Below are 14,637 nucleotides of genomic sequence, written 5' to 3' on the forward strand. Positions count from 1 at the left end.
CCACGTGTTACTCACCCGTCCGCCGCTAGACTCCGAAGAGTCTCGCTCGACTTGCATGTATTAGGCACGCCGCCAGCGTTCGTCCTGAGCCAGGATCAAACTCTCCAAGAAAGTTGATTAGCTCATTAGTTACGTTGGCTTAGTTTCATTTCTGAAACTAAAAGTTATTGTTTGTTTGCACGATTTTGTTTGTTTAGTTTTCAAAGAGCAATTTGTTGTATCGCCCAAAAGCGACTTTATTAATATATCACCTGCAAAACATAATGTCAACAACTTTTTTGAAGTTTTATTTATGTCAGCAGCGACGTTTATTAATATACCAAGATACTTATTTATTGTCAACGGTTCTTGCATAAAAAAGAATCTTTTTTTATCCCTTTTTCCTATCCTTCTTTCCTCTCCTCATATACTTTAGACAATCATGTGGAGAAGCTACTCTTCGAAAAAGGGTAAATAATACTTTATATCTTTCTTCCATCGCTCTCTTTACTATGTGATCTATACGATCATCTCTTAAATCAAAAAGAATTTCATCCATTTCTCTTTTAATAAGGTATTCCATTTCTTTTACTTCCTTATCATTTATTAGAAGTCCAAACATTGAATAACCTCCAGCGTAATATCTAGTAATTGTAGTCTTTTCCAATTTTTGAGATTTTATTATAAGATTTTCTATTCATATTTTAAAAAAAGTCCGCATAGGTTGAGACAAGGACAGTATTGGACGAGGTGGGGACGATGAAATTTTTTGTAGTTAACGGGAAGTCTTTGAAGAACATTTCACTTATTTTAATTGCAGCATTTTTTACGGCATGGTTTCTCTACATAGAGAACCTTACACAAATTCCTGTCTTTTCAACAAAGGATGGTCCGAAAGCAATTTACAGAGGGGAAAAGGGTCTTGCTCTTACTTTTAATATCGGTTGGGGTGATGAAAAGGCAGAGCCTATTTTAGATACCTTAAAGAGGGAAAATGTAAAAGCAGCTACTTTCTTCTTAGCTGGTTCATGGGCCGAGCGACACCCAGATATTGTTAATCGAATCATAAAGGATGGTTATGAAATCGGTATACTTGGATACGAATACAAAGACTATCGGGACTTAGAAGATGTAAAAATCGGCCAAGATATCTCAAAAGCACAAGAAGCCTTCAGAAAACTAAATGTGAAGGATATTAAGTTACTCCGAGCTCCAACCGGTCACTTCGATGAGCGGACTTTAAAAATTGCCAAAAGATATGGATATACAGTAGTCCATTGGAGTGTCGATTCAAAGGACTGGAATAATCCAGGGATTCCAGCCATTGTCAAGAACGTTGGTAAAGCAGACAAAGGCGATATCGTTTTGCTTCACGCTTCCGATTCAGCAAAGCAAACAGCCAAAGCATTGCCATTGATTTTAAAGGAAATTCGCCAAAAAGGATTTAAACTTGTTTCCGTATCAGAATTGATAGCTAACGGTGAGGCCAGTTCAAAAGAAATAAGATAAACACAAAAAAACCGTCCAACTTTTTAAATGGACGGTTTTTTTGTCTTTTTCTTAGTTACGGGTTTGTTACTTTGGGCTTGGTTCGCCCTCTTTTGTCTTTCCTGCTGTGATTGAATGTTTAATTTATGCAAAATCAAAAGTTGATAAGCATTACACGCCATTAATGCAAACATCATGAGGTAAAGCCAGCTATGTTCATTTACGCGAAGGACTGGTACCCACTCAACTAAAGTAACCACAATCATAAAAAATACGGCAGGAATAAACGCATCCCGATTGGTCTGTTTTACTTTATACCATGCTGCCGCTAACGCAACTATTAACAGGATGATAGCGGGACCAAAGTATGGGAGAACAGAATCACCCGGGTCAGCAAAATTGTCGTACCGCAGATAAACTAAATCAAATAAACCAAATAGAATAAGAACAATTTGTACAGCATTCCACAAGGAAACAGATTTAAAGATCCCTAAACCAAAACGGTGAACCGTTAAATATGCAAAAAAGCCCATTTGGCTAATAACACTAAACAAAAAGCCCATGACAATTAACCAAATCAAGGTCGACAAAATATCAATGAGTTTAAATTCAGTAAAATAGGGCTCAAACTCATTCCAGCGAACAATAAAGCCCACAATAGCCGTTGTGATACCGCCCACTAATAATGTGTTTAAAAATAATTTTACCCAATTACGGCTTGTCACACTATAAACCTCCAGAATACAAAAATAATCAACATTATGATTGTACCAAGTCAAATTTGAAAAATCCATAATTTATGATTCTGTACGAATAATCTTTCACAAGTTACAACATGCTAAACTTAAGGATTTTTATGTGAAAGGGGCTTACTTAATGAAAGCAAAAAGCATATTGTGCCTCCTGCCCATCTTGGTGTTCTTGACAAGCTGTTCAGCCAATGAATCCAGCGGCGGAGGACAAGTTGATTACGAACAAACGAAAAAGATGGTTGTTGATATTCTTAAAACGGATGATGGGAAAAAAGCACTCCAAGAAGTCATGTCCAGTGATGGCATGAAGGAAAAGCTGGTAATGGATCAAAAAGTTGTCTCTGATACGATCCAGCAAACTCTCACATCGGATAAGGCAAAAGATTATTGGAAAAAAACGTTTAGTGATCCTAAATTCGCACAAAGCGTTTCAAAAAACTTGAAGTCTGAAAACAAAAAATTACTGAAGGAATTAATGAATGACCCCGAATATAGAGGAATGATGATTGAGGTTTTTAAAGAGCCGGAAATCCAAAAAGAGATGGCAGATGCATTAAAAAGCAAAGAGTACCGAGCACATCTACAAAAAGTCATAACAGAAACACTAGATAGCCCCTTGTTTAAAGCAAAAATACAAGAATTGCTCTTAAAGGCAGCAGAAGAAGCGGCTAGTAAATCCGCTGGTAAAAGCCAAAGTTCCGACAGCGGCAGTAAGACCGATACAGGAAGCTGAGGTAAATTTTTTATCTTGACCCATACTATCTAATGAAGAGAAGCCTTTTCCAGGAGGAAAGGGCTTCTCTTTTTGCATCTTTTTATTTTTTAAGTAAGGCAGTTACTTTTTCAGCGATTTCTAAATAAATTTTTCCAGTCTGATGGTCTTCTTGATAAATTGATGGTGCAAAGTCTTCCTCGTTCCAATCAGGCTGGTTAAGCGGCAAACGGCCAAGAACTTCGGTATTCAATTCCTCCGCTAATTTATCTCCCCCGCCTTGTCCAAATACATATTCCTTTTCACCAGTCAGCTTACTTTCAAAGTAGGCCATGTTCTCAATGACACCAAGAACTTCATGGTCGGTTTTCAGTGCCATCGCACCCGCACGCGCTGCAACAAACGCAGCAGTTGGATGTGGAGTAGTAACGATAATTTCTTTACATGCCGGCAGCATGGTATGAACATCTAAAGCCACGTCCCCAGTACCTGGCGGCAAGTCTAATAATAGATAATCGATATCGCCCCACTCTACTTCACTAAAGAAGCTGTTTAACATTTTTCCTAACATGGGTCCACGCCAAATAATTGGTGAATTGTCTTCCACAAAAAAGCCCATGGAGATAACTTGGACGCCGAAACGTTCGACAGGGATGATCTTTTCTCCCCTAACTACAGGTCTCTGGGTAATTCCCATCATATCAGGTACACTAAAGCCATAAATATCGGCGTCAATTAATCCAACCTTTTTGCCTAGACGCGCCAGCGCGACAGCAAGGTTCACCGACACCGTTGATTTACCAACGCCGCCCTTTCCACTGGCAATGGCAATGAAAGTGGTTTTATTTGAATGAAGCAAATTTGTCTCATTATTTTCTGGTTCCGCATGGCGATTTGCTGCTAATATTTCTTCAGGTAGTTCGCTAAAGCGGATTCCCACCGTTGCCGCCCCAGCTTCTTTTAACAAATTAACAATTTGTGTTTGTAATTGGAGCTGCTCCGCTGTACCAGTTTTTGCGATTGCCACTTTTACGCTTACATGGTTCTTTTCTTCTTTGATCTTTATTTCCACAATAGCATTTAATTCAGCTAATGTTTTATGTAAAAATGGTTCCTTCAGGCTGCCTAGAACCTCATAGATTCTTTCCTCTGTTAACATAAAAAGCACCTCACATTTTGAATTCGTTTCCATCTCTCAGTATATCATATCCGAGTTAAGAAACAGTTAAATGAATCACAGGTATTTTTAATTAGAAAAGCGTAAGCCCCCTGGTCAGCGGCGTATGGCCTGGAGCGCTCCAACCGAGATAAAGGAAACACGAAGAGCCGGAGGCGCATTCGTGCTTGACTTATCGTAGGGCGGAGAGCGAAGGACACTAGCCGCTAGGGGGCTGGAGCTAGACATTCAAAAAAATAGAAGGTGTTTTCCCACCTTCAATACTCTGGCTCGACGAGTTCTTTTTCATTCGTATAATATCGAGTGATACCTTGATAGATGGAAACGGCAACTTTCTCCTGGTAGGAATCCTTTTTTAACTTTTCCTTTTCTTCAGGGTTGGACAAAAAGCCAACTTCCACTAAAACGCCAGGTTTCTTCGCGTTTTTTAAGATATAGACATTATTAATAGGTTTCGCTCTACGTGTGGTGTTCTTTAAATTTGTCCGCAGCTCGTCTTGGATAAACTTGGCCGCCTCTGCATTTTCTTTATATTGTGGTGCATAGAAGGTTTGGGCTCCGCTCCATCTGGAAGATGGAATGGCATTTAAATGAATACTGACAAAAAAGTCATTATCACTGTCGTTTATCATCTTGAGTCTAGCTTTTAAATCCTCCACTTTTCTTCGACTGTAGCCCCTTGTATCAGATGCTGCTAAATCGGTATCTGTTTCTCGGGTCATAATGACAAGGGCACCTTGCATTTGCAAGTAATCCCGAACTTTTTTGGTAATCTCTAAGGCAATGTCTTTTTCTAAGGTTTGACCCGTTCCTGCGCCGCCATCTGGTCCGCCGTGGCCCGGGTCAAGCAAAATGATTTTTCCTGACAACGGAAGATTCCAAGCATTCAATGAGTCATCTTCAGCAAAGTCATATTGTAAAACGAAAAATAAGACAGATAAGCCTACAATAAAACTAATAATTTTCAGTCTTCGTTTTGACACCCCAATCATTCCTTCCCGCTCGTCCCTATTCTCTAAACTATATGGGACAAAGGGGGGAATTAGAACAGGAAGAAATGCCAGACCTTAGTGCAGACGGAGCTTGTGGCGTCTTTGCCCTTTTTCATAGCCCTCTCTCCACCAGATATGGATATACTGCTCACATAGATAGTAAAGTGATTCACTCATGGCGCCTTCTTCACCGCTCCCCCAATAAAGGAAAAAGTTATATAACGTATCAATAAGATGTTTTTCTTCTCGGTAGCAGCGTTTTCGAACATCATCTAAGGTTTCACCATGATAACCAAACTTGCTATATTTTGCCCCCAATAAAAAAGCTTCAAGTGCGATATCATAACATGCTTCTTCAATTCCTGTATTCATGATGAGGCTGGAAACAATTTTGGTGGAGCCAAAGTATTGTTGGACTCGTTCTTTTAATGTATTGATCGATAATTCCCGAAGGACTGATCGTTCATATTTTATTTGTTTTTCCCGTTTTTTTTCCTTAAAGGTCGTAATGACTGTCACTTCTTTTCACCTCTTAGAACTATTCTTTATCTGGGGTTCAGAAGAAATGCAAAGAATTAAGTTGCCAATTTTTATCGGGCGGTTCTCTAAATTGTTAACAAAGAATTCAAACCATTAGTATGTGGTTCTTTGTAAAATAAGAGGTGGTTCCCAAAAATGATGGAGAGAAAGTGGCACATGCCGCATTATAAGTCTCGCGAGAGGTCAAAGGAATTACGAGTTCTGAGTTCATTGAATGTACGAATGGAGTTGCCTTTCAAGGACAAGCAGCGTCTTGCTTACCTTGAAAAGGGATACCAGGGGGAAGTGTTCTTTGACCAGTTAACTTCGGAGTTAAAAAATGATTTATACATTTTAAATGATTTAAGTCTTGAACAGAATAAATCTTTTTTTCAAATTGATACACTTATTATTTCTCAACATACGATTTATCCATATGAAATAAAAAACTATGAGGGGGATTATCGGTTTGAATCGGGAAATTTCTACCCCAAATCATCCAAGGATGAAATTAGTAATCCTTTACATCAATTAGAACGAAGTAAGTTGCTCCTCCGTCCATTACTTAAAGATCTTGGCTTTCACTTGCCTATTGAAGGCGACGTAACCTTTGTACACCACAATTTCACCTTATACCAAGCCCCATTAAAAGAGCCAATTATTCACCCCACTCAGCTAAACAGTCTGATGAAAAAATTAAACGAGATTCCTTCAAAACTAACGAACCGCCACAAAATACTTGCTGATCAACTAATCTCATTGCACCAAACGGACAATCCTTTTACCCGTTATCCCGCTTATAACTTTGATCACCTAAAAAAGGGGGTTATTTGTGGAAAATGCCACTTGTTGATCCTTCCTGATTTAGGGAAGATGATTGTCTGTAGTAAATGCGGGCACATAGAAACAATCGATTCTGCTGTATTACGGTGTGTGGAGGAATTAGTGTTGCTTTTTCCTGGTATTAAAATTACAACGAATCTGGTTTTTGAGTGGTGTGGGGTTGGGTCTAAGAAGACCATACGAAGAGTACTTATCCAGAACTTTAACTCAATTGGGCAACGGAAATATAGGTATTTTGAATGAACTTAATTGAATAAATACATATGCAGTTCGGTTAATGCGAAGCCCTTTTATTTCTTGTGGAAGTGCTTTGTATTATCGGGATTGGGGATGAAGTTCTTTTAGGTTCCTTTTTCCTTTTCTCGGTAAATGGCGACCTGCTTCATTTTCCGCAGAGACCCTTTTTTCTTTCTACCGGTAAATTGAGACCCCCTTCATTTACCGCAGAGGCCCTTTTTTCCTTCTTTCGGTCAATCGAGACCCCCTTCATTTACCGCAGAGGCCCTTTTTTCCTTCTACCGGTAAATCGGGACCTCCCTCATTTACCGAAGAGGCCCTTTTTTCCTTCTTTCGGTCAATGGAGACCCCCTTCATTTACCGCAGAGGCCCTTTTTTCCTTCTTTCGGTCAATGGAGACCCCCTTCATTTACCACAGAGATCCTTTTTTCCTTCTCTCGGTCAATCGAGACCCCCTTCATTTACCACAGAGACCCTTTTTTCCTTCTTTCGGTCAATCAGGCCCCCCTCATTTACCGCAGAGACCCTTTTTAAATCTTCTCCTTCATTCATCCCCTTTTCTCATCCTAAAGTTGTAGATAAACTTCAAGCTTTTTTCCGAAGGATGATTTTACAAAAACCTTTATGCTTAAGACATCAAGAAACAAAGGGGAGAGACGATATGAATAATAAAGTTGTGATGATTACTGGCGCGTCTAAGGGGCTGGGCAGAGCGTTGACACTGGCTTTTGCAAAGGAAGGAGCTAAACTGGCCATCTGCTCAAGGACATCAGAAAAACTCTTAAAAGTGAAAGAAGAAGTTCAAAATTTAGGTGCGGAGGTTCTCGCAGTTACCGCGGATATTTCCAAATCACGCGATGTAGAACGATTCATTGCGATGACTGAGGAGGCATTTGGCCACATTGATGTCTTAATTAATAATGCCTCGATCCTTGGCCCCAGTCCAATGCCTCTACTGCTCGATTACCCAGAGGAAGACTTTGCGGAAGTACTGCGAGTAAATGCAGTTTCGCCCTTTCTTGTGACAAGAAGGGTTATTCCAGGGATGCTCGAGCGGAACGAAGGTTCAATCATCAATGTAACATCGGAAGCTGGCCATACGGGTTATGCAGGATGGGGTGCATACGGAATTTCTAAGTTCGCCGTGGAAGGACTCACCCAGACTTGGGCAGACGAATTAAAGGAGACGAATATTCGGGTAAACATGGTCGATCCCGGTGAAATGGACACAGATATGCATCAATTAGCAGTCCCAAATTGCAATTACCCATTAGCTAAGCCAGAAGATGTCATCGAAATCTTTCTTTATCTAGCATCAGATAAGGCAGCCGCAATAAATGGCCAGCGCTTTGAGGCTCAAGCAGAGGAGGAATTGTGATGGCAACAAGAGCATTAGATTTTTACCTGCCTAATGAATTAAATGCGTCCCTCCCCCCTGAAAAGCGCGGTGTGCGAAGGGATCATGTCCGGATGATGGTTCTCGACCGGGCAACAGGAGACATCAAGCATGATCATTTTTTCCAGCTTGCAGATTATCTCGAGCCCGGCGACCTGCTTATTGCCAATAACAGCCGAACTATCCCCGCGGTTTTACACGCCAATTGTATTCGAGACACAGAACCCATCATACCCCATGTTGAAGTGCGTCTGGCCAGACGATGCCAGGAAGCTCTATGGGAGGCATTAATCGTTACCGCTCACGTAAAGCCAGGTGACATACTCGAGTTTTCAACAGAATTGTCTGCAATCGTAATTGCAGACAAAGGTAATTCTCCATTAAAAATCATTGAATTTACAAAACAAGGTACGGAATTATTTAATAATATTTATGCCCTTGGAGAGCCGATTCGTTATGAATATATCGAGAAGCCATGGGATCTTGATTACTATCAAACCATTTTTGCCAGTCATCCCGGTTCTGTGGAAATGCCCTCAGCAGGCAGAGCGTTTAGCTGGGAGCTAATTTTCAAATTAAAGCGATTGAACATCCATTTCGACTTTATCCAACTGCATACAGGACTAAGTTATTTAATCGACGATACCTATCAACAGTCACCTGAAGAAAATATCGAAGAGTACCAAATCTCTGAACAAACCATGGATCGGATTCGCCAGACAAAAGCCGCTGGCAAACGAGTCATTGCGGTTGGCACCACCGTGGTTCGTGCTCTTGAAAGTGCAGCCAGAAGCGGGGTCCTATCGGGCACAACCAATCTCTATATCGATCAGCAATATCCTTTAAAAATAGCCGATGGAATCATTACTGGTTTTCATGAACCCCAAGCGAGCCACCTTGATATGCTGTCCGCCTTTGTATCAGAGCATCATTTGCTGCAAGCATACAATCATGCCATCGTCGCAGGTTATTTATGGCATGAGTTTGGCGATATGAATTTAATCTTATAATCCAAGGTTACCAAACGTGTGTTTCCATCATTATGGTTTTAAAGTTGATAATCTCAAGGAGTTGATTGCTTACAAGCTAAGCCTGCTCCATGACGTTCAAAGTCAAGTTTTTAACGTCAACCTTTCATCCATTAAGTTATAATTACAGTAAATGCAGACAGTGGAGGAGAATAGAATGTCTGAGAAGAATAATAATATTGGGATTTTAAAAGAAATCGCTGAGTTATTGAATGAAGGAACGGATACAAACAATGTGCTGTCCGGCGTATTGAAAAGACTTCTCCAAGTAACTGGTCTACAGACTGGATGGATATTTTTAATGGATGAGCAAGGGACTCATCACCTCGCAGCCGACGAATCTCTGCCCCCTGCTTTGGCAGCTAACCAAAAGGAACGAATGTGCCAGGGCGGGTGTTGGTGCGTCAATAAATACAATAATAAAAAATTAACTAAAGCTACGAATATTATGGAATGTAAACGAATTGAGGAAGCGATTGAAGAACATGCTGGTGAAACTTGCGGACTGACCCATCATGCCACCGTTCCGCTAGGGGCTGGAGATGAACGATTTGGAATCTTAAATGTTGGATCGCCTTATAAGACACATTTCAACAAAAATGAACTTGCATTACTTGAAGCTGTTGCCTATCAAATCGGCACGGCGCTAAAACGCATAAAACTTACCCAGAGGGAACAAGAAACCGCACTTGTTGCGGAACGCAATCGGCTGGCAAGAGATCTTCATGATTCCGTTAATCAACTGTTATTTTCCCTCAGCTTAACAGCAAGGGCAGGAGTGGAAATGACTGAACAAGAAGATGTGAAACATACATTCGTCTATATTAAGGACTTAGCTCAGGAAGCGCTTGGAGAGATGCGAGCATTGATTTGGCAGCTGCGCCCGCTTGGTCTAGAAAATGGCATCGTTAGTGCCTTAAGAAGTTATGCTGAAATGCTTGGCCTATCCATCGATACCGAGATTACAGGAGCAGCGAGCATTCCTGGAAAGGTCGAGGAAGCATTGTGGCGCATCGGTCAAGAGGCGTTAGCCAATTGTAAGAAGCATTCCCAGACCACTGAGGCCAACTTGATGTTTCATGCCTCCAAGGACCTCGTTGTGATGACCATTAAGGATCAAGGATGCGGCTTCCATTACGGAGAAAATGTTGAAATTCTCTCATTAGGGTTAAAAAACATAAGAACACGGACAGAATCGCTTAACGGACAATTTTTCATAAAGAGTAGACCAGGTAGCGGGACAGCGATAGAAGTCCGCATACCTTTTTAGAGAGGAGAATTCACATGTGTATACGCATCCTAATTGCTGATGACCATCATGTCGTTAGAAGAGGCCTGGTCTTTTTTCTCCGAACACAAAAGGGCCTTGAAATTATCGGGGAAGCCGCCAATGGCAAAGAAGCCGTTCAACAGGCCCATTTGTTAAAGCCAGATATTATTTTAATGGACCTCGTCATGCCGGAAATGGACGGAATCCAGGCAACAAAGATCATAAAAGAAAAACAGCCCGAAATTAAAATTATGATGCTGACGAGTTTTTCTGACCAAGATCAGGTCATTCCCGCGCTCGAAGCTGGTGCTTCCGGGTTCCAATTAAAGGACATTCAGCCTGATGAGCTGGTCACATCGATTAAAAAAATCATCAGCGGGGAAAATCAGCTTCACCCAAAAGCTACCTCACATTTACTCGCCAATTTGTCCAATAAAAGCAAGCAGGAAAAGAATTTACTAGAGGAATTAACCAAGCGGGAGTTAGAAGTGTTAAAAGAAATCGCGAAAGGAAAAAGCAATAAGGAAATTGCTGCCGCATTATTTATTACGGAAAAGACGGTTAAAACTCATGTATCGAACCTTTTAGCAAAGCTTGAACTGGCGGACCGGACACAGGCCGCCCTGTATGCAGTTAAAAACCAACTAGTCAACTAAGGCGGATGCGGGGAAAAACTCACATCTGCTTTGTTTGAAAATTAAATTGCAAGGAATTGAGCAATATCTTGAGCATTTTATACACGCCTTTAATAGGATGAATTAAGCTTATTAAGGATGTGTTTTTTTATGGAACAAATACCCTACCAAATTCCATCATATTTTTTAGAAATAAAAAAAGCGGATCTAAAAGATCTTAGAAATGATATTTGGAGCGATGACCCTGTTCCTGCTTGTTTACAGGTGGGTGATACCCGCTATAATGTTGATATTTGCTACCGAGGTTCCTATACCCGGGAATTCCGTAAAAAATCATATATGATCAAGTTCATGGAACCAAAAACCGTTTCGGATGCACATGTCATTCACCTCAATGCAGAATACAGAGATCCCTCACTCCTCCGCAACAAACTTTCTCTCGACTTTTTTCAAGACATTGGTGTCTTATCGCCCGAAAGTAAGCATGTTAATTTAATAAGAAATGGCTCTTTAAAAGGGGTGTATCTACAATTAGAATCCGTGGATGAAATGTTCTTGAGAAGAAGAGGACTCCCTTTAGGGCCGATTTTATATGCTGTAGGTAATGGCGCCAACTTTTCACTGTACAAAAAGGGCAAACAGAAGAAGTCTCTTACTTCAGGCTACCAAAAAGCATTTGGGAATGAATCCGATTATAAATACCTCATCGAACTAGTAGAAAAAGTCAATAGTATCCCACTCTCCGACTTCCCCCGGATCATTTTCAAACTCATTGACATAAATAAATACGCACAGTGGCTGGCATGCGCGGTTTGCACCATGAATAATGATGGATTCACCCATAACTACGCCCTTTATCGTAACAGCCAAACAGGGTTGTTTGAATTCATTCCCTGGGATTATGATGGCACCTGGGGACGGAAAATTAGCGGGGGTATTATGAAGTACAATTATGTTCCTATTGGAGGTAGAAATACCAACCATCTTTCATTTCTTCTCCTGCAAGTACCTGAGTTTCGCACGCTTTACAGAAACATATTAGAAGAAATCTTAGAAACTCAGTTCACAGTTCCTTATTTAGAAAATAAAGTTACATCCATGCATCAAGCTTTACGGCCGCATATCCTGCAAGATCCGTTTAAAAAGAAGGATATCGAATTATTTGATGGGGAACCGGAAGTGATTTTTCAATTCATTCGTGACAGATCTGCCTATTTGAAAAAAAGACTCAAGTATTTAGACTCCTAGCAAAGTTAGGAAAAAAAGGACCCCCAACCAATATGGTTGGGGGCCTTTGAAAGTACCAATAATAGTTGGAACCACGCTGCTATCCCAGGCTCCTATTTACATTCTAATACCCCTCATCTACCAGCTGTTTTGCTTCAAAATACAACATCTGAATAAACTTCTTGGCATTAATCCGCGTATGCGTTGATGAAATTAAAGATGCTTGTTTCAATTCCGTCATTCGTTGACGCACTGTTGTAAAATCAAAAAACTTCGACGCGTAATTCTCAAATTTCTGATTCGCAAAATCAGCGAGGCCAAGCGAGGCCAAATGGTTCAATGATTGGTAAATTGCTCGGCGAACACGCTGTTCGGACGCTTTTCTCTCCCTGTCAACCTCATCTTGCGAAGCGACCGTTCCTAATTTTTTTAAGCTGATATGGGTGAAGATATCCTTTAAAATAGGAAATCCCGTCTCAAATGCTAGTTTTTTCTCATAATGGTATAAATAATCGATGATTTCCAGCAAGTCCTTGCTTCCATTTTCACCGGCTATGCCGAGTTCGGATAAAAGAACTTGCCCCCAATCTGTAATTTTCTTTTCCTCGGAGGCAGACTTTTGTTCCTTGGCGGAATTCCAATCAAATACATTGCTGAGTGATTTTTGAATGTCTTGTATAGACTGCTCCAAACGAATGCGTTCCATGACCTTCTGTACAACCGATAATACTTCATTTCTGTTCAGCGGCTTCGTGATGTAATATTCGATTCCAAGTGAATAAGCCTCCCCGATCAGTTCTTTAGACTCTACTTGGGAAATCATAATGATTTTCCCTTTAAATGACTGCGCAATGCCACGAATGGTTTCAATTCCGTCCCGGATCGGCATCAGTAAATCAATGAATAAAATATCGACATGCTTCATTGCCAGCGTATGTGCATCTAGTAATGAACCATCATCCGCTTCTCCTACAACGTCACCCAATTCTTCATCCTCTATAATTTGTGACAGCATAGATCGAAAGACTTCATCATCATCCGTAATATAAAAAAACATAAACTCACCCTTTCTCGGCAAGACAGAGGATCGGCAGCCGGATAATGAAAATGCATCCTTTCCCACTCGTTTGGAGTGTTACCTCTCCTCCCAATTCCTCTGACATTTCTTTTACAAAAGATAGACCGATTCCCGTGGACGGTGTTCCATCTTCTCCATATCTAGAAGTAAACCCCGGTTTAAAAATGAGATGTTTATATTTAGAAGGAACGCCCGGACCGTCGTCAATCACTTTACACTCGAGCCAATTATCCTCTTTATCTATTGAAATGGTGATTGTGCCTGTATTTTCAATCGCTTCTACTGCGTTCGCGACTAAATTGTTGATAAAAGACAGCATAAGGTAAATGTGATAATTTGGATGCTCTCCCCTAATCTGCGAAATAAATTTGATTTTCTTCCCTAACAGCTCTGCATATTTCTGATTGATTCGAACTATTATGTACGCTAATTCATGTACATTCATATATTCCGGCAGACTTTCGCTTGATATGAGCTTTGAAAGTCCCGCAAAGATTCTTTGGTTATCCTTTTTTATTTCATGCACCTCTCCGGCTATCCGTAAAGCTTTTTTCCCCCAATTTTCAATGGGAAGTCCTTGGTCTTGTTTAAAATCAATCATGTTTCGATATAGATTGTAGGATTCTTTTGTGATGGTTTCTGCATTTTGCAGTGTCTTTTTCAAATAAACAGACTCTACATACAAATTGGAAAGGTGCATGAGCATATTCTCATTCTCCCTCCGAGTTTGCGATTCTTTCAGTCGTAGTTCGTACAGTTTCATCATATTGATGAAGGCCAAAACAAAAAAGCTTCGAAACACTGCGATAATAATGATTTTATTCAATGCCCCTATCGTCACAGCCGTTCCCAATACAAAAAGATGAAAAAGCATTAGTTCAATAAGACTGGATGTGATTTCAATTGTAATACCGAAACATCCAATCAGCAAAGGATGTTGAAAACGATTCACCCTCATCAAATAAAACAGGAAGGCATATGTAAAATAGTAGAAAAACGTCGGATAACGTTCGGTAAGAGATACTGCCAGGCTAAAGTCTGCCGACGCCATCCAATCCAATAAAACCCGGAACGCCGATACTGACGTTCCTACTAGCAGCCCCATGACTACAGGTGAAATTTTACGAAAGAACAATAAAGAAAAGAAGAAAATAGGTGTTCCGAAACTGACACGAAATACATTATCGAATGGATGAAAGTTCAATTCACCCGCGATTGGTACTATAACCATAAGAGCAATAACGATCCAGGTATCTTTGCTTTGCAGTTGATCCGTTCTCAAATCCGCCACTTCCTGATTTTTG

15 protein-coding genes and 1 rRNA gene are annotated in these 14,637 nt (G+C 40.5%); 8 read left to right on the forward strand and 8 right to left on the reverse strand.

The genetic code is table 11. The annotated features are described in order from the left end of the window. Positions 1-111, reverse strand: a 16S ribosomal RNA gene (locus ACE198_RS22700); the annotation flags it as partial. Between the two features lie 259 nt (positions 112-370). After that, positions 371-601, reverse strand: a complete 231-nt coding sequence (locus ACE198_RS22705; protein ID WP_026565703.1) for a hypothetical protein — start codon at positions 599-601, stop codon at positions 371-373. A 137-nt stretch (positions 602-738) separates the two neighbouring features. On the opposite strand from ACE198_RS22705, the gene pdaB reads away from it, so the two are divergent. Next, entirely contained in the window at positions 739-1,488 is a 750-nt protein-coding gene (gene pdaB / locus ACE198_RS22710; RefSeq protein WP_098573590.1) for a polysaccharide deacetylase family sporulation protein PdaB, read from the forward strand. A 23-nt stretch (positions 1,489-1,511) separates the two neighbouring features. Here pdaB and ACE198_RS22715 read toward each other — a convergent pair whose 3' ends face one another. Beyond that, positions 1,512-2,192, reverse strand: a complete 681-nt coding sequence (locus tag ACE198_RS22715; protein ID WP_375377161.1) for a KinB-signaling pathway activation protein — start codon at positions 2,190-2,192, stop codon at positions 1,512-1,514. 151 nt (positions 2,193-2,343) lie between these two features. Here ACE198_RS22715 and gerD point away from each other — a divergent pair, with 151 nt between their 5' ends. Continuing rightward, positions 2,344-2,952, forward strand: coding sequence for a spore germination lipoprotein GerD (gerD, locus tag ACE198_RS22720; RefSeq protein WP_098573596.1), 609 nt, complete (start codon positions 2,344-2,346; stop codon positions 2,950-2,952). 82 nt (positions 2,953-3,034) lie between these two features. Here the strand turns inward: gerD and ACE198_RS22725 are convergent, their stop codons facing one another. The 3 genes from ACE198_RS22725 to ACE198_RS22735 form a co-directional block, all read right to left on the reverse strand. Next, positions 3,035-4,090 carry an Mrp/NBP35 family ATP-binding protein gene (locus tag ACE198_RS22725; protein ID WP_375377162.1) on the reverse strand — a complete coding sequence of 352 codons (1,056 nt, stop codon included), beginning with the start codon at positions 4,088-4,090 and terminating at the stop codon, positions 3,035-3,037. Positions 4,091-4,365: 275 nt separating this feature from the next. After that, positions 4,366-5,091: an N-acetylmuramoyl-L-alanine amidase CwlD gene (gene cwlD, locus ACE198_RS22730; protein ID WP_375377163.1), complete on the reverse strand. Its 726-nt coding sequence runs from the start codon at positions 5,089-5,091 to the stop codon at positions 4,366-4,368. A gap of 84 nt (positions 5,092-5,175) precedes the next feature. Further along, positions 5,176-5,619 carry a YbaK family protein gene (locus ACE198_RS22735; protein ID WP_375377164.1) on the reverse strand — a complete coding sequence of 148 codons (444 nt, stop codon included), beginning with the start codon at positions 5,617-5,619 and terminating at the stop codon, positions 5,176-5,178. 156 nt (positions 5,620-5,775) lie between these two features. On the opposite strand from ACE198_RS22735, the gene ACE198_RS22740 reads away from it, so the two are divergent. The 6 genes from ACE198_RS22740 (at position 5,776) to ACE198_RS22765 (ending at position 12,276) form a co-directional block, all read left to right on the forward strand. Next, complete coding sequence (locus ACE198_RS22740; RefSeq protein WP_375377165.1) at positions 5,776-6,705, forward strand: nuclease-related domain-containing protein; 930 nt, start codon at positions 5,776-5,778, stop codon at positions 6,703-6,705. Positions 6,706-7,360: 655 nt separating this feature from the next. Beyond that, positions 7,361-8,077, forward strand: coding sequence for an SDR family NAD(P)-dependent oxidoreductase (locus tag ACE198_RS22745; protein ID WP_375377166.1), 717 nt, complete (start codon positions 7,361-7,363; stop codon positions 8,075-8,077). Further along, positions 8,077-9,105: an S-adenosylmethionine:tRNA ribosyltransferase-isomerase gene (locus ACE198_RS22750; RefSeq protein ID WP_375377167.1), complete on the forward strand. Its 1,029-nt coding sequence runs from the start codon at positions 8,077-8,079 to the stop codon at positions 9,103-9,105. The genes ACE198_RS22745 and ACE198_RS22750 overlap by 1 nt, the downstream gene beginning before the upstream one ends. 175 nt (positions 9,106-9,280) lie before the next feature. Continuing rightward, positions 9,281-10,393: a GAF domain-containing sensor histidine kinase gene (locus tag ACE198_RS22755; protein WP_375377168.1), complete on the forward strand. Its 1,113-nt coding sequence runs from the start codon at positions 9,281-9,283 to the stop codon at positions 10,391-10,393. 14 nt (positions 10,394-10,407) lie between these two features. Next, positions 10,408-11,049, forward strand: coding sequence for a response regulator (locus tag ACE198_RS22760; RefSeq protein ID WP_375377169.1), 642 nt, complete (start codon positions 10,408-10,410; stop codon positions 11,047-11,049). A 129-nt stretch (positions 11,050-11,178) separates the two neighbouring features. Then, complete coding sequence (locus ACE198_RS22765) at positions 11,179-12,276, forward strand: CotH kinase family protein (RefSeq protein ID WP_375377170.1); 1,098 nt, start codon at positions 11,179-11,181, stop codon at positions 12,274-12,276. Between the two features lie 103 nt (positions 12,277-12,379). Here the strand turns inward: ACE198_RS22765 and ACE198_RS22770 are convergent, their stop codons facing one another. Together ACE198_RS22770 and ACE198_RS22775 are read right to left on the reverse strand one after the other, a co-directional pair. Beyond that, positions 12,380-13,312: a response regulator gene (locus tag ACE198_RS22770; protein ID WP_375377171.1), complete on the reverse strand. Its 933-nt coding sequence runs from the start codon at positions 13,310-13,312 to the stop codon at positions 12,380-12,382. 4 nt (positions 13,313-13,316) lie between these two features. After that, the gene (locus ACE198_RS22775) at positions 13,317-14,615 is read right to left on the reverse strand and encodes an ATP-binding protein (protein WP_375377189.1); all 1,299 of its coding nucleotides are present in this window, start codon (positions 14,613-14,615) and stop codon (positions 13,317-13,319) included. Positions 14,616-14,637: the final 22 nt, after the last annotated feature.

The organism is Neobacillus sp. KR4-4 (assembly GCF_042136325.1).
In the GTDB taxonomy this organism is placed as follows: domain Bacteria; phylum Bacillota; class Bacilli; order Bacillales; family Cytobacillaceae; genus Neobacillus.